This is a genomic window from Geomobilimonas luticola (genome assembly GCF_018476905.1).
Taxonomy (GTDB): Bacteria; Desulfobacterota; Desulfuromonadia; order Geobacterales; family Geobacteraceae; genus Geomobilimonas; species Geomobilimonas luticola.
In genome coordinates this window covers 20,389-35,163 of sequence record NZ_JAHCVK010000007.1, presented here as the reverse complement: position 1 = coordinate 35,163, position 14,775 = coordinate 20,389, and the positions used below count along the sequence as shown (strand labels likewise).

At 56.9% G+C, this 14,775-nt stretch carries 15 protein-coding genes; 3 read left to right on the top strand and 12 right to left on the bottom strand.

The genetic code is table 11. From position 1 onward, the window contains the following. Positions 1–164 precede the first annotated feature (164 nt). Positions 165–1,514, bottom strand: coding sequence for an NADP-specific glutamate dehydrogenase (gdhA, locus tag KI810_RS13365; protein WP_214176069.1), 1,350 nt, complete (start codon positions 1,512–1,514; stop codon positions 165–167). 305 nt (positions 1,515–1,819) lie between these two features. On the opposite strand from gdhA, the gene rlmD reads away from it, so the two are divergent. Further along, complete coding sequence (gene rlmD / locus KI810_RS13360) at positions 1,820–3,223, top strand: 23S rRNA (uracil(1939)-C(5))-methyltransferase RlmD (protein WP_214176068.1); 1,404 nt, start codon at positions 1,820–1,822, stop codon at positions 3,221–3,223. Between the two features lie 9 nt (positions 3,224–3,232). On the opposite strand, the gene KI810_RS13355 is transcribed toward rlmD, so the two are convergent. From KI810_RS13355 to KI810_RS13340, 4 genes are all read right to left on the bottom strand, one after another. Continuing rightward, on the bottom strand, positions 3,233–3,571 hold the full coding sequence (locus KI810_RS13355) for a YajD family HNH nuclease (protein ID WP_214176067.1): 339 nt from the start codon (positions 3,569–3,571) through the stop codon (positions 3,233–3,235). Between the two features lie 84 nt (positions 3,572–3,655). Then, complete coding sequence (locus KI810_RS13350) at positions 3,656–4,522, bottom strand: NAD(P)-dependent oxidoreductase (protein WP_214176066.1); 867 nt, start codon at positions 4,520–4,522, stop codon at positions 3,656–3,658. Between the two features lie 178 nt (positions 4,523–4,700). Next, positions 4,701–5,357 (bottom strand): endonuclease III domain-containing protein, encoded by a 657-nt coding sequence (locus KI810_RS13345; protein ID WP_214176065.1) that lies wholly within the window; start codon positions 5,355–5,357, stop codon positions 4,701–4,703. Then, entirely contained in the window at positions 5,354–5,584 is a 231-nt protein-coding gene (locus tag KI810_RS13340; RefSeq protein WP_214176064.1) for a hypothetical protein, read from the bottom strand. The genes KI810_RS13345 and KI810_RS13340 overlap by 4 nt, the downstream gene beginning before the upstream one ends. 164 nt (positions 5,585–5,748) lie before the next feature. Between KI810_RS13340 and KI810_RS13335 the strand changes: the two genes are divergently transcribed. Next, positions 5,749–6,618: a PHP domain-containing protein gene (locus KI810_RS13335; protein ID WP_214176063.1), complete on the top strand. Its 870-nt coding sequence runs from the start codon at positions 5,749–5,751 to the stop codon at positions 6,616–6,618. Between the two features lie 70 nt (positions 6,619–6,688). On the opposite strand, the gene KI810_RS13330 is transcribed toward KI810_RS13335, so the two are convergent. Beyond that, a complete protein-coding gene (locus KI810_RS13330; protein ID WP_214176062.1) occupies positions 6,689–7,510 on the bottom strand; it encodes a cytidylate kinase family protein in 822 nt (273 codons plus the stop codon). Positions 7,511–7,581: 71 nt separating this feature from the next. On the opposite strand from KI810_RS13330, the gene KI810_RS13325 reads away from it, so the two are divergent. Then, complete coding sequence (locus KI810_RS13325) at positions 7,582–8,241, top strand: isoprenylcysteine carboxylmethyltransferase family protein (protein ID WP_214176061.1); 660 nt, start codon at positions 7,582–7,584, stop codon at positions 8,239–8,241. 8 nt (positions 8,242–8,249) lie between these two features. Here KI810_RS13325 and KI810_RS13320 read toward each other — a convergent pair whose 3' ends face one another. Genes KI810_RS13320 through KI810_RS13295 form a run of 6 tightly spaced genes read right to left on the bottom strand, consistent with a single transcriptional unit; the run spans position 8,250 to position 14,773 of the window. Further along, positions 8,250–8,933 (bottom strand): MgtC/SapB family protein, encoded by a 684-nt coding sequence (locus KI810_RS13320; RefSeq protein WP_214176060.1) that lies wholly within the window; start codon positions 8,931–8,933, stop codon positions 8,250–8,252. A 27-nt stretch (positions 8,934–8,960) separates the two neighbouring features. Then, on the bottom strand, positions 8,961–9,818 hold the full coding sequence (locus tag KI810_RS13315; protein WP_214176059.1) for a GTP-binding protein: 858 nt from the start codon (positions 9,816–9,818) through the stop codon (positions 8,961–8,963). A gap of 12 nt (positions 9,819–9,830) precedes the next feature. After that, entirely contained in the window at positions 9,831–10,733 is a 903-nt protein-coding gene (locus KI810_RS13310) for a hypothetical protein (RefSeq protein WP_214176058.1), read from the bottom strand. Between the two features lie 16 nt (positions 10,734–10,749). Beyond that, on the bottom strand, positions 10,750–11,841 hold the full coding sequence (locus tag KI810_RS13305; protein WP_214176057.1) for an SPOR domain-containing protein: 1,092 nt from the start codon (positions 11,839–11,841) through the stop codon (positions 10,750–10,752). Between the two features lie 26 nt (positions 11,842–11,867). After that, positions 11,868–13,958, bottom strand: coding sequence for an elongation factor G (fusA, locus tag KI810_RS13300; protein WP_214176056.1), 2,091 nt, complete (start codon positions 13,956–13,958; stop codon positions 11,868–11,870). A 44-nt stretch (positions 13,959–14,002) separates the two neighbouring features. After that, on the bottom strand, positions 14,003–14,773 hold the full coding sequence (locus KI810_RS13295; protein WP_214176055.1) for a type III pantothenate kinase: 771 nt from the start codon (positions 14,771–14,773) through the stop codon (positions 14,003–14,005). Positions 14,774–14,775: the final 2 nt, after the last annotated feature.

Below are 14,775 nucleotides of genomic sequence, written 5' to 3'. Positions count from 1 at the left end.
GGCTAGCGCCGGGCGGCTTCTCACTACTTAGTAAACTCTTGCGAGGAACGTGGATTTTTCGCAAGGTCAAGGCGATCAAAGGATGACGCGGAGGCGTACTGAAAGTACGCCGCACAAGGAATCCTGAAGATCAACGCAGAGATTGCGGAAAAGCCGCGTTTCCCTTACACAAGACCGTGCGCTACCATGGCGTCCGCCACCTTGATAAATCCGCAGATATTGGCGCCGAGAACATAGTTGCCCGGTGCGCCGTACTCTTCTGCGGTGGTGTAGCAGTTGTTGTGAATACGGACCATGATGTCTTCCAGCTTCTTCTCGGTGAAGTCGAACTTCCAGGAATCGCGACCGGCATTCTGCTGCATTTCGAGGGCCGAGGTGGCAACCCCGCCGGCGTTGGCAGCTTTTCCCGGACCGTAGGCAATCTTGGCGTCGAGGAAGACCTTGACCCCTTCCGGCGTGGTCGGCATGTTGGCTCCCTCGCCGACGGCAATGCAGCCGTTTTTCACCAGGGTCTTGGCATCCTTGCCGTTGATCTCGTTCTGGGTTGCGGACGGCATGGCCACCTGGCAGGGGATATCCCAGATATTGCCGTTGGGAATGTACTTGGCATCCTTGTGCTTCGTGGCGTACGCCTCGATGCGGCTCCGCTCGACTTCCTTGAGTTGCTTGATCAGGTCGAGGTCGAGACCCTTCTCGTGATAAATGACACCGTTCGAGTCGGAACAGGCCACGCATTTGCCGCCGAGCTGGTGAATCTTCTCGATGGTGTAGATGGCAACGTTGCCGGAACCGGACACGAGGCAGGTCTTGCCATCGAAGGAATCCTTACGGACTTTGAGTGCCTCATTGATGAAGAACGTGGCTCCATAACCGGTGGCCTCGGTCCGGACCAGCGATCCGCCCCACTTGAGCCCCTTGCCTGTCAGCACGCCGGCTTCCCAGCGGTTGGTGATCCGTTTGTACTGGCCGAACATGTAACCTATCTCGCGCCCGCCGACGCCGATGTCACCAGCCGGAACGTCAGTATGCTCGCCAATGTGGCGATAGAGTTCGGTCATGAAGCTCTGGCAGAAACGCATCACTTCATCGTCGCTCTTCCCTTTGGGATCGAAATCGGACCCACCTTTACCGCCACCGATCGGCATCCCGGTGAGGGAGTTCTTGAATATCTGCTCGAAGCCGAGGAACTTGATAATGCCGAGGTAAACGGACGGGTGGAAGCGGAGCCCCCCCTTGTAAGGACCGAGTGAACTGTTGAACTCGACCCGGAAGCCGCGGTTGATGTGAACCCGGCCATTGTCGTCCTGCCAGGGTACCCGGAAGATAATCTGGCGCTCGGGCTCGCAGATACGCTCGATGATCTTACGCTCGAGATATTCCGGGTGCTTGCTCACAACCGGTCCGAGCGACTCGAGGACCTCAAGGACCGCCTGGTGAAACTCAACCTCGCCCGGATTTCTTTTCAGTACGTCCTGATAGATGCCTTCCAGTTTTTCATCAATTTTCGTCGTCATACAACCTCCCTGTTATGAATTAGTGCAGTAACGTGTTCACCAATTACGCACCTTAAGCAACCATCCCAATCGCGTGCGCACAAACGTTGCACAACATGCACCATTTCTCATCACTGCAGCACATTTTTTACGCAACTATCCGTATACAAGCATATTTTTTGTGCTTCACCATAATTGACGTACCACTGCGGTCTACGGTTGTGACTATAAAATCTACACAGTTAATGATAAATTTTACTCTGGAGATTATGCGGTAATAAAAAGGACCGTTGACATGCAGACCATTTTCCTGTTTAGTTGCAGGCATGAAAAAAAATCCAGCAACCACGACAAAACCGGCCAGAAAAGACGATATCAAGGCTGGTCAACTCATCGACGTCACCATCGCCACGCTCAATGAAGACGGATTCGGCATGGCGACGACCGGCACAAAGCCGCTCCTCGTCTCCGGTGTACTGCCAGGTGAACAGGCACAGGTCCGGGTCACGTTCGTCGGCCGGCGGGAGTGCTTCGCCACGGTAGTCAGAATTCTTCGCCACGCCCCCCAGAGACTCATGTCGACACCCTGCGAAAAACTCGGCCACTGCGACGGCTGCCCTCTTATGTTCATGAAATACCCCGCCCAGCTGGCATGGAAACGGGAACTGGTGGAAAAAACGCTTGCCCGTTTCCGTTCCCTTCAGGAGCTGATGCTGCATGATGTCCTCCCCTCTCCCCGCCCACTTCATTACCGCAATTCAGCCAAACTCGTTGTCTCCGGCAAATCTGTCGCACCCGTCATCGGCATCTACCGCCGCAACTCCCATGAGGTGCTGGAAATAGGAGACTGTCCACTCCATCACCCGCTCATAAACAGCATCGTTGCCGCAGTGAAAGAAGGAATCAGAAAGGGGAAGGTTCCCGTCTACTCGCCTCGCAACGGTCGAGGTCTTTTGCGCTATCTGGTCATCCGGGTGGCGGAAGCCGAGAACCGCGCCATGGTGGTTTTCGTCACCGCCGAGCGCAGCTTCAACGAAATTCATCATCTTGCCAAGCACCTTCAGGCTGTCGTACCCCAGGTAGCCGTGGTGGCCCAGAACGTCAACGCGTCTTCGGGAAACGCAATTCTTGGCGACCGCGACCATTTCATCACCCAGGAGCGGACCCTGCATGCCAGCATCGGTGAAACGAGGTTCACTATTTCTCCTCGCTCCTTCTTCCAGGTAAACAGCGGCAGTGCAGAGATAATCTATGGGAAAGTTCGGGAATGGGCAGATCTGACCGGCAGGGAATTCGTGGTGGACCTTTACTGCGGGATCGGGGGGATATCTCTCTATCTGGCCCCGTCAGCCAAGAAAGTGCTGGGGATAGAGGTTGTGGAGGCAGCTGTCGCCGACGCCGAACTTAACGCCCGGCTGAACGGCATCGACAACTGTACATTCGAGGCGGGTGACGCGGGCACGTTGCTGACGGAGTTGCGGCAGAATCAGGAACGGGTCGATCTTCTCGTCCTCAACCCTCCCCGCAAGGGGTGCGACGAACAGGTGTTGCGGGTTGCGGCCGACCTCGGCCCGACCCGTATGATCTATGTCTCCTGCTCACCTGCTACCCTGGCCCGAGATCTTGACATTCTCGCCAACCTTGGCTATCGGACCGTCCGGGTCCAGCCGGTGGACATGTTTCCCCAGACCCCCCACGTGGAAAACGTGGCCCTGCTCGCCAGGGACTGACCGCCAGCCTCACGTCTCTTTTTCGCTCCCCCGCAGATAATCGGCGAGGATCGTCCGGCTGTGCTCGTCGTCATGGCAGTAGACGCAGAGGTTTTCCCAATTGCTCCCGTCCGGGGGGTTGTTGTGGTGATTGCCGTCCCGGTGATGCACGGTGAGGAGATGAAGGTTGTCGAGTTCGAACTCCCGTCCGCATTTTGCACAGATCCAGCCATGCAGCTTGAGGGAGCGCTGCCGATAGTTGTCGGGAGCTGCCTGTTCCGATTTCATCCTGCGGACCAGAGCGTCCAGTTCTTCCTGGGTTTTGACTTTTCCCGGCTGGGGCTTGCGGGGGCGAAATGAAGGCGACATTGGCGATCCTTTGACGTACAGTGAGAGTCGACTAAAAAAGGGCGTCCCGAATGGGACGCCCTCGTGTTTTCTGCTACATCCGTGCTACTTCCGCAGCACCTTGATAACTGCCGAGTAATCCTCTTCGCCACGACCGTCCTTGACACCCTGTTCGTAAGTCTTGCACGCCACCTCGGCGGCGGGGAGATCAAGGTCGAGTTTCTTGGCCGCCTCCATGACCAGTTGCAGGTGCTCGTGCACATAGACAAGGGCAAGGTTGCGGGTAAAGTCACCGCGGGCAATGGAACGCCCCTTTGAGTGGAACAGTGGCGATGCGACCCCTCCCGAATCGAGCACTTCGAGGATTTTGTCGGGATTGAACCCCATCTTTTCACCGAAGACGAGCCCCTCGGCCAGGGCCTGCATCAGTTCCGCCTGGACAAGGTTGACGACGAATTTCATCCTGGTGGCATCGCCAACCCCACCCACATGGATGATGTTGAGACCGAAATAAGAGAAAAGCTCCCGGCAGCGCCCTACCAGGGACTGGTCGCCACCGGTGAGGATGGTCAGCAGGCCGTTGGCGGCATGCTCCTTGGTCCCCCAGACCGGTGCGTCGAGAAACATGACCCGATGTTTTGCCGCCTCGTCCGCCATCTCCAGCGTGCTTTCGAGGGAGTGGGTTCCCATGTCCACCAGGATGGTACCCGCATCGATACCGGCAAAAATCCCGTCAGGACCGTAGATGTCCGGGCGCAGGCGTTCTTTCTCGGGCCGGATGAGAATGACCAGGTCATTCCCCTTGGCGGCATCTTTGGGAGTAGATGCTCCGACGGCACCGAGCTTGACCAGCTCGTTGACAACGTCCGGGTCCGAATCGTAGACCGTCAACCGGTAGTGCCCTTTCGTGAGGTTGGCGGCCATGTGCCGACCAACCGTCCCCAAACCCAAAAAACCGATATTTTTCAGCATATTCGTCCTCCCGTATGAAATAACACCACGTCATGGCATATGTTTGGTTAATAGTACAACCTCTTTGCCCGTGAAACAAGACTATAATGAATTTAATGTTGTATGCAACCGGTGAGGGGCGGAAGTGGCGCAGGGTCGATTCGCATCAGCACCATTCACGTTACAGCGAAGCACTACGTCAGCGATAACGTACAACGCCGCGCCGTTCGCACAAGTGTGCGAGGGGGCAGGAAGAACAGCGGGGAGAGACGGGATGGCAGTGGTTCTGCCCAAAGGTGACCAGCAGGTCGTTTATTACCAACCAGTACTGCTCCGGCAGTTTGGCCCGCAGGGCAAACTCGGTTTCTTCCGGGGTTCTGGTACATACGTACCCCCAGCGGTTGCAGATCCTGTGGACATGGGTATCGACACAGATGCCCGGCTTGCCGAACCCGAGGGTAATGGTCAGATTGGCGGTCTTGCGCCCCACTCCCTTGAATTTCAGAAGTTCGTCCAGGTCATCCGGCACGTGCCCGTGGTAACGATCGATAAGGAGGTGACAGATTTCCCGTATCTGGAGTGTCTTCTGGCGGTAGAAACCGACCGGATAGATGGCCTGCTCTATAACTTCAGCGGGCAGTTCGACCATCCTTGCCGGTGTGTCAGCGAGAGCGAAGAGTCTCTCCGCTGCGGGGCCGGTGGTTCGGTCCTGGGTCCTGAGGGACAGGATGCAGGAAATGAGCACCTTGAAGGGATCACCTTCCCGCTGGGATACGATGGTGACCGCCGGCGTCTGCCATTTCTTGACCGCCTCGACAAGAAGAGCAATGGCAGCATGGATATCCTCATCTCTCATACCAGTTTACGGTTGCGGAATATGCGCATGCAGAGGACGCCAAGCACCGAAAAGACCAGGCCGACGCAGAGAAAGACATAGCCTATGCTCCGCCCGTCCCCCAGGCCGAACAGGTCCCTGCCATCCATGAAGGCAATGAGCGCCAGGCCACCGAACGTCCCTATCCCCCCGAGTATATATATGGCAAAAGCCACGACAGCCAGCCCGATCCCCTGATTCCTCTCCATGATTGACTCCCCGGTCCGTATTCATTTCGCCCTGTCCGGCATTCTACAGAATCCGACATGGCAAGGCAACAGCATTCGTGCCGCAGTTGCCGGTTGCACGAACGCGCTTGCTCCCCTATAATGGCGTATTCAAGCATTGTCATCCCATGCCGCAGGAGACCTCCGTGAAACAGTACGTAGACCTGCACCTCCATTCGATACACTCTGATGGCGTCCATACCCCGACAGAACTTGTCGAGATGGCGGCTCGACTGGGGCTCAAGGCCATTGCCATCGCCGATCACGACAGCGTGGACGGCATCGATGAAGCACGTGCCGCAGCAGCTTCCCGGGGAGTGGAAGTGATTTCGGCCGTTGAACTTTCCGTGGAGCACAAGCGGTTTCAGGACATACACCTGCTCGGATTCTGCATAGACCACCGGGATCCGGTCTTCCGGGACAGGCTCGGGGAATTCCGCCATCGCCGGGATGACCGGGGCCGGGCAATCGTAACACGCATCAACAAGCGACTCGCCCGCCAAGGCCGGGGAGAAATCTCCTACGAAGAGATACAGCAGCAGGTGACCGGTGCCCTCGGGCGGCCCCATATCGCCGGGGCACTCCTTGCAAAGGGTTACGCCCACGACATGCAGGATGCCTTCGTCCAGTACCTCATCCCGTGCAACGTACCCAAGCGGTATTTTCCCATGGCCGAAGCACTGACGGAAATACACCGCATTGGAGGCGTTGCGGTTCTTGCCCATCCGCCGACCATAACCCCGGACCGCATGCGCCTTGGCGGACTGGTGCGCGAACTGGCGACAATGGGTCTGGATGGTCTCGAAGTATTCAGCAACAGCTGCTTCGACGACGACATGATATTTCTCGAGTCCCTTGCCCACGAACTGGGCCTTGTGATGACCGGCGGGTCGGACTTCCACGGCTTCGAGAGCGACGTCTGCATGGGAAGCGGACGGGGGGGGCTGGCAGTAGCCTACCGGCTTGCAGCCGGGTTGAAGGAACGCAGTGCGGGCAGGCCTTACTCAATGCGGTGAAAACCCGCCGGCGGAAAAACAAAAAAAGGCCCCTGCGGGGGCCTTTTCACCTCGGTTTGATCCAGAAATATCACTCTTTGTAGGCTTTGAACCCCATTACCTGCAGGTTATCAACCACCTTCTGAACCCCTTTGATCTTGCCAGCGATCCTGATGACCTGGCTTTTTTCCGCCTCATCATGCACGTGGCCGGTAAGGGCGATCATCCCGTCCTGCGAAGTGATTTTGAAGTGGAGGTTTTGCACCTTATCCGACTTGAGAAGCTCCATTTCAACCCGCTTGCTGAGGATGATATCCTCCAGCAGGTCCATCGCTTCCCCTTCAGTGGCTTTGAACCGAGGGTCCTTCGCAGCTGCAACGATGCTTTCGACAATGGAGGCATGGGAAAGGCGGGAGGTATTGAATATCAGATCGTAGCCCAGAGGATCATGCCAGTCCCGGTTAAAGTAGAAGTGGAGAAAACCACCACGCTGATGGTCGCTTTTCCTGATCAGGTCGCTTGCCAGATCCGGATCGATCCATTCCCGTTCAGCGAACATTTCCACCCTCTCGTCAAAGGGGGCGATGAACCGTATTCTCAGTATGTTTCGCATCTCCTTGAGGAGATCCTGCCCCCCCCGACCGTAGAGAATGACATTACCTTTTTTGGCCTTTTCCAGTAAAATGAGCTCGACGGCTTTGAGGCGGGCCGCCTGGAGACGGTCTTCTGCCGTGATGTATGAGGGGGGCTTTTCATCGACCCTGTCAACGATTTCGGGAGTCAAGCCGTACTTTGGAGCTACTTCGGCAATTTTCGCCCCGTCAACCAGCATATACTTGAGTTTCTTGGCAACATCTTTGGCAATCTGGTAGGCGCCGGTTCCCATTTCCCGGGACATGGTGATTATCGCCATCTACTTCCTCCTTCTACCTTGAGTCGCAGGATGGTAGCATGTAATCTTTCCGCACACAAGGGGCTAATTCCATGGTCACCTGCTCTCTCCTTGCCAGCGGTGATCCCACTCGCTTCCCCGAGGACGATATGCACGATCTGCTGGTGTTCATGTTCCGCTTCGCTGTTTTTGCCGCACTGCACTCGCTTTTTGCCATGCAGCGCGTTCAGGATTTCCTGAAAATCCGGATGGGGCGTGCGGCAGGCTGGTACCGGCTCATGTATAACATTCTGGCACTGGCTGCCTTTGGCTGGACGATGCAGGCCTACCGCGACTCTCCGGTGCTCTACCAACTTCCCGGCAACCTCAGGTCAGCCGGATATCTCGCCCAGGGGGGGATATGTATCCTGCTCTGTATCTGTGCGGCGCAAACCGGCGTCGGGGATTTCCTCGGCGTCCGTCAACTGCGCCGCCAGACCGTCACCCCTGTACTGATAACGACCGGGTGCTACGGAAAAGTCAGGCACCCCCAGTATCTGCTGGCCCTCCTGTTCCTGCTCTTCGCGCCGACTATGACCGTACGCTGGCTGGCCTTGACTCTGCTCTCCGCACTGTATTTTCTTGCCGGATCGATTATTGAAGAAAGGAGACTCGTTGAGTTGTTCGGAGAACAGTACCGCAGATATCAACGCAGTGTACCCATGTTCGTTCCCGGTGCACGGGGTAACGGCGGGCTGCCCAGACCACGCTGACAGGCATGTTATTCGACACGCACTTTTCTGACACCAGCTACGGCGGCCAGGTCATCCACCAGGCTGCTGGCAAGTTCCCGTGTACTGAACTTTATGTAAAATTCATAAGTGGCCTGCTGTTTGTCAACGTCCTTCTCCAGATTCACGGTCACTACCTGCATCTGGTTCGCAGCGATCAACTCTTCGAATTTTTTCTGCTGCCCCTTCAGGTCATTGCTCCAGACCTTGAGCGATACATAGGTATCCCGCTGTAACCGGCTCTCCACTTTTTTCAGGAGGAGAAGGCTCATGAGCGCTATCAGGGTCACCACCGTCGCCATGGCGTACAGGCCCACACCACAGGCAACGCCGAGGGCAGCCGCTACCCAGAGACAGGCAGCCGTCGTAAGCCCCCGGATGGAGGCCCTGTCCCTGATGATTGCTCCCGCACCGAGAAAACCGATCCCCGTCACCACCTGGGCAGCAACCCTGCCCGGGTCAACCCCCGACGGCCCCCCGCTCCCCAGACTCCCGTACTGATAGTAAAACTGGATTGACGTGAGAACAAACAGGCAGGCACCGAGTGAAACAAGCAGGTGGGTACGAAAACCGGCCGGACGGCCGTGCACTTCCCGTTCCAGGCCGATGACTCCTCCAAACAGGCAGGCCAATACGAGTCTGAGCAGGAGTTCCAGACTGAAGTCAAAATGCATCGGAGTCCTCTCCCATCGACATGGCGCCTACTCGGGTTGCAGCGTAACGGCGAGACTGAGGACCGCGCGCCGGGACATTCCGCCACAACTGATGGACAGGGGAATCTGCAGTCTGCCATCGTCCCCGAGGCGTACCCCCTCAAGAACCTCAACGATGGGAGCCTGATTTTCGGCCGGTGCTTGTTCCGGCGCGGCTGCAAAAGAGTCGGCAGCCGGCAAAGAACTGGATTGTTCTACCGCCGCAACCGCCTCAGCCCCGGTGGACGCCTGGCCTTCCACCGGCTCCCCGCCCAGCTCCAGGCCACTCTCCCGCAATCGCTTCAGAACCATTTTTACCAGGGTAAAAAGGCTTTCCAGCACCCCTTCGCCCGTGCCGGCTACCCCTTTCATGAAGGTCACTCCGCCAAGGCCAAGGGATTGCTGCAATTCTGCGGTCGTAACGGCGTCACTCAGGTCGCTCTTGTTGCACTGAACGATAACGGGCAGTGTATCGGTGGACAAACCATGCCCGCGCAGACAAGCCTGCAACCTTTCGAGACCCGCACGGTTCTCAGCCTGGCGCGTCGAGGAGGCATCGGCAACGAATACTACACCGTCAACCCCTTTGAGCACCATTTTCCAGCTGGAGTCCTGCTTGACATCCCCCTGAATGGTGTAGATGTGAAATCTGACAGCATAGTCGTTGAGTTTCCCCTGCCCCGAGGGGAGAAAGTCGAAAAAGAGCATCTTGTTTCCCTGCACGTTCATGCTCTTGAACTGTCCTCGAAAGTCGGGTTTAAGCTTTTTGTAGATAAAGTTGAGGTTTGTCGCCTTCCCCGCATGGCCGGCTCCGAAGTAGACGATCTTTGCGTTGATTTCCTTTTTGGCGTGATTAACCAGTGCCATGGGCTCTTCCCCCTATTTGTGTTTTTGCTTCTGAAGCAGGATACGGCGGGCCTGTGTCGAGATCACGCTGGAAACGTTCTTGCTCTTGGCAATGGCAGCCACGTCCTTCTCGGTGAGAGTCGAAATGTAGCGAAGGGCATTGGGGAGGGGTGTTTTATTGTTTGTCGCCAGAGCCTTGCGAATCTGGTAGTTCTTCACCCATTCCCTGTTGGCACAGATGAGGCGCATGATCTCATCGCTTTGAACGCCGGTCTTGACAAGGGTCAATATCTCCGCCTCGGTAATGCGGGGATTCTTGATCACAGAGCCGCACACAAGCTTGTTCGGTTCCTTGACCAGTATGGAACGCCACTCCTTGTCTCCGGTCAGTGCCATCTTGATCTTTTCGGAAACCCCCATCGACTGTGCCATCTTGTACTTGGAGGCGTACTCCTCGCTCTCGGGCTCCTCTTCCTCATCAATCGTATCGGTTTCTGCGTCAAGGTCTTCTTCGTCCTCATCAAAGACCGCTTCGTCTTCCGGCATTTCCTGGAGAGTCACGGCTGCACCGGCAATCCCCTTTTCCGCGAGAAAGGCCATAGTCTGCCTGTCAGTCATGGGATGGGAAACAAGACGTGTCGCCAGGTCCGGTCTGTCATAGTGGAGCCGCGCCAGCAGCTCTATCACCTTCGCCGGTGTTTCGGGGGAATCGGCTACCTGTAAAGCGACCGATTCGGGCATCTGTCGCAGACTCTTGATGGCCTCGCTGCTGACTTCGTCATCCTGATCGTAACTCAGAAAAAGAAGAAGGTTGACCAGATCGTCAGCAGCAAAGGGTACTTCCCATCGTGCCGCCCGTAGCCGTTCCTCGCGGGGAGTGGCCGCTGCAGCATACCCTGCAGCGGCCGCGGAAACGTTCAGAACCACTCTGCACATCAAGGATACTCCCCTCCTACTTCCCTGCCTTGACGACATGAGCCGCGATACCCTGTTTCTTCAAACGGGCAATATCCTTGACAGCCTCATCCTTGCTGGCATATCTGCCTGCGGTGAGGCGCGCAACCGGCACGGGTGCCGTAGTCTTCTTCATCACCAGCTTGTACCCTTTTTCATAGAGACGGTCCTGCTCGACGGCAGCCTTCCCCTCGTTGTAGTAGGAACCGGCATAGACCGCATATTTGCCATTTTCCGGGAGGATAAAACCGTCCGGCGTGGCGTTTTTAAGATTCGCCAACGCCGTGTCAGCCGCCTGGTGGCTGTCGTACGACGCAAGATACAACCTGTTCATCGGCTCGGACCGTTTTGCTTTCGTTCTGACAACCGGTCCTATGCCGAGCTTTTTAAGCTTTGCCTGTACCATGTCGGCTGATTTGCCTACGACATACTCACCGATTGCCAGGGTATAAGCGCCAGTCGCCGGTTTGACCACATCCTTGGTTGCCTTCGCGGGTTTTGTGGTTGCAGCTTTCTGGGGAGCCGCAGCGGGGGCAGGTTTCTTAGCTGCAGACGGTTCAGCCTTTGCTGACTTGGCCGGGGGTGCAGGCTGTTTTGCTGCCGGTTTGGCTGCAGCAACGGCTGCCGGTTTGGCTGCAGCAACGGCTGCCGGTTTGGCTGCAGCAACGGCTGCCGGCTTGGCAGGCGTAGCGGCCGCCGGTTTGGCAGACGGAGCAGCTGCCGGTGCTGGAGGCACGGCAACGGGCTTCGCTGCAGGAGTTCCTGCGGCGGGAGTCGAAGGAGCCGTTGCCGGTGCGCCAGCAGGTGTTACCGCGGCTGCTTTGGCATCGGGGGCTGCGGGTGCTGCCGCATTACCAGCTGCAGGGCCGGCTCCGCCAGCATCCGGTCTCGCCGGGATCGGCTGTTTTACCTGAGCTGGCGGTGGCGGCGCAGGCGCCTCCACCCGTGGTTTGATGATACCGGTGAAGAAATAGAGGTAACCGAACACCGCCAGCAGCAGTACCAGCACCAGAAGCAGTATCTGCTGGGAACTCCCCTTCTCGCCGTCGGTAGCTTTCTCGTCCGTCGATGACTTCCTGAAACCAAACATAGATACATCCTCCTGACAATATAATCCTACTGATGGTTGTTTTTACTAGCCGCTGCTTCCGCAATGACCTTCTGGGCCAGATGGCTCGGCACTTCCTCGTAATGGGAAAATTCCGTGGTGAAAAGCCCACGGTCACTTGTCATGGATTTGAGGTCGTTGGAATAGGCAAGCACCTCGGACATGGGAACGACCGCCTTGATGATCTGTGAGTTGGCCTTCGGCTCGACCCCCACAACCTTGCCACGCCGCGAGTTCAGATCGCCGATGACGTCGCCCATGTTCTCGTCGGGAACCGTGATCTTCATGTTCACGATGGGTTCGAGAAGTACCGGCTTGCAGAGTTCCATCGCTTTTTTGAAGGCCATGGACCCCGCGACCTTGAAAGCCATTTCCGACGAGTCCACGGTATGGAACGAACCGTCATAGAGGGCAACCTTGAAGTCGACGACCGGGTATCCGGCCAGGAAACCCTCCTGGGATGCCTCCTGGATTCCCTTGTCAACGGCCGGGATGTACTGGCGGGGGATGACGCCGCCGACGATCTTGTCGTCGAAAAAGTACCCCTCGCCACGCGGCTGGGGAGACATCTCGATCCAGCAGTCGCCGTACTGACCGCGGCCACCCGACTGTTTCTTGTATTTTCCCTGCACCTTGGCCGTACCGCGGATGGTTTCGAGGTAGGGAACCTTCGGCGTCTTGAGGAGGACCTCAACGCCGAACTTCCGCTTCATTTTTTCCACGATAACTTCAAGATGCACCTGACCCATGCCGGAAATGATCAGTTCCTTGGTCTGGGTGTCGCGGTGGGATTCGAGGGTCGGCTCCTCCTCGATCATCTTGTGGAGAGCCGAATGAATCTTGTCCTCGTCGTTCTTGGTTTTCGGTTCGATGGCATAGGAAATGACCGGCTGCAGAAGCTTGGCCGGCTCGTAGACGATGGATTTCGCCTCATCGCACAGGGTATCGCCGGTAACGGTCTCCTTGAGCTTGGCCACCGCAACGATATCCCCTGCCACCGCCTGCTTGATCGGCTTCTGCTTCTTACCCTCCAGTTCGTAAATCTGGCCGATCCGTTCCTGTACGTCCTTTGAAGAATTATAGACCGTGGAATCCGAGTTGAGCACACCGGAATAGACCCGGAAGATGGTAATTTTTCCCGTATAGGGGTCGGACGTGGTCTTGAACACCAGGGCGGAAAACGGCTCGGACTCGTCGGGTGCGCGTTCGATGATGTCGCCGCTCTTGGGATGGATGCCGACCGCCTTGGTGCGATCGAGGGGTGACGGAAGGTAGGCGCAGATGGCATCGAGCAGGTGGGGAACACCGACATTCATGGCAGCCGAACCGCACAGCACTGCCGTAAACGTATTACGCATGGTTCCTACCCGCAGACCGTCGAGTATCTCCTCTTCCGTCAGTTCGCCGGTTTCCAGGAATTTTTCGGTCAGTGCATCGTAGGCTTCGGCAACCGTCTCCACCATCTGCTCGCGCAACCGTTGTGCATCGGCCTGATACTCGGGGGGGATCGCCTCTTCGGTGTATTTCCCCGACTGGTCCTTTGCATAACGATAGGCCTTCATCTTCACCAGGTCGATGACCCCCTCGAAATTCTCTTCGGCCCCGAGAGGAATCTGTATGGCCACGCCGCGAGCGCCGAGCGCCTTTTCCATGTCGTCGATGGCGCGCAGGAAGCTGGCCCGTTCCCGGTCCATTTTATTGACGAAGGCGATGCGGGGGATTTCGAACTCGTTTGCCCACTGCCAGATCTCTTCGGTCTGGGCCTTGACCCCGGAGATGGCCGAGAGGATGACCACCGCGCAGTCGAGGGCGCGCATGCAGGCCCGGGTGTCGGCGATGAAATTGCCGTAACCGGGGGTATCCACCAGATGGATGGAATGACCATTCCATTCGCAATGGTCGAGGGAGGAGGTAATGGAAATCTTCCGCTTGATTTCTTCCGGCTCGAAATCCATGGTGGACGTGCCGTCGTCGACCCGGCCGAGCCGGTCGATCATCCCCGTGTCATACAGGATTGCCTCGGCCAGCGAGGTCTTGCCGGCACCGCCGTGGGCGATAATGCCAAGATTTCTAAGCTTTGACGTGTCATACTTTCCCATTGTGCCCCCCTTGAATAGAAAGCAGGTCAGGTTTCAGCCTGCCGTTAATTTTCATGGTTACGCTGATACAGGATACGCAGACCTTCAAGCGTCAGATATTCGTCTACCTCGTTTATTGTTTTCGATTCGGGGGCAATCAGACCGGCGAGCCCGCCTGTCGCCAGAACCCGGGGATTATCGCGGCTCTCGGTCTTGATTCTCCCGACGATTTCGTCCACCAGTCCGACATAGCCGTAAAAAATGCCAGCCTGCATGGAATTGACCGTATTTTTGGCGATGATGGACGGCGGCTTGAGAATCTCCACCCGCGGCAGTTTACTCGCCTTCTGAAACAATGCCTCCATGGAGATTACGAGACCGGGAGCGATGGCACCGCCACAGTACTCCCCCTTCCTGTTCACGTAGTCGAAGGTGGTTGCCGTACCGAAATCGACAATGATCAACGCGGTCCTGTGCTTCTCGAACCCGGCCACCGCGTTGACGATGCGGTCAGCACCAACTTCCTTCGGATTGTCGTAATGGATCGGCATTCCCGTTTTGATGCCGGGGCCGACGACATAGGGGCGAAACCCGAAATATTCGACTGCCAGCCGCTCCAGTACGCCGGTAAGAGTCGGCACAACCGACGAGATTATGATATCCCGGATATCGCCAAAGGAAATGCCGGCCAGCCGGAACAGGTCGTGGACTAGGATACCGTATTCATCGGCGGTTTTCGATTTTTCGGTGGATACGCGCCAGTCCTTGAGGAGTCTTTCCCCATCATAGATACCGAGCACGATATTGCTGTTGCCGACGTCGATTACCAGAAGCACCT

Bases quoted from the DNA above. Each gene is read 5' to 3' on its own strand.
- gdhA (WP_214176069.1), bottom strand. From the start codon at position 1,514: ATGACGACGAAAATTGATGAAAAACTGGAAGGCATCTATCAGGACGTA.
- rlmD (WP_214176068.1), top strand. From the start codon at position 1,820: ATGAAAAAAAATCCAGCAACCACGACAAAACCGGCCAGAAAAGACGAT.
- KI810_RS13355 (WP_214176067.1), bottom strand. From the start codon at position 3,571: ATGTCGCCTTCATTTCGCCCCCGCAAGCCCCAGCCGGGAAAAGTCAAA.
- KI810_RS13350 (WP_214176066.1), bottom strand. From the start codon at position 4,522: ATGCTGAAAAATATCGGTTTTTTGGGTTTGGGGACGGTTGGTCGGCAC.
- KI810_RS13345 (WP_214176065.1), bottom strand. From the start codon at position 5,357: ATGAGAGATGAGGATATCCATGCTGCCATTGCTCTTCTTGTCGAGGCG.
- KI810_RS13340 (WP_214176064.1), bottom strand. From the start codon at position 5,584: ATGGAGAGGAATCAGGGGATCGGGCTGGCTGTCGTGGCTTTTGCCATA.
- KI810_RS13330 (WP_214176062.1), bottom strand. From the start codon at position 7,510: ATGGCGATAATCACCATGTCCCGGGAAATGGGAACCGGCGCCTACCAG.
- KI810_RS13325 (WP_214176061.1), top strand. From the start codon at position 7,582: ATGGTCACCTGCTCTCTCCTTGCCAGCGGTGATCCCACTCGCTTCCCC.
- KI810_RS13320 (WP_214176060.1), bottom strand. From the start codon at position 8,933: ATGCATTTTGACTTCAGTCTGGAACTCCTGCTCAGACTCGTATTGGCC.
- KI810_RS13315 (WP_214176059.1), bottom strand. From the start codon at position 9,818: ATGGCACTGGTTAATCACGCCAAAAAGGAAATCAACGCAAAGATCGTC.
- KI810_RS13310 (WP_214176058.1), bottom strand. From the start codon at position 10,733: ATGTGCAGAGTGGTTCTGAACGTTTCCGCGGCCGCTGCAGGGTATGCT.
- KI810_RS13305 (WP_214176057.1), bottom strand. From the start codon at position 11,841: ATGTTTGGTTTCAGGAAGTCATCGACGGACGAGAAAGCTACCGACGGC.
- fusA (WP_214176056.1), bottom strand. From the start codon at position 13,958: ATGGGAAAGTATGACACGTCAAAGCTTAGAAATCTTGGCATTATCGCC.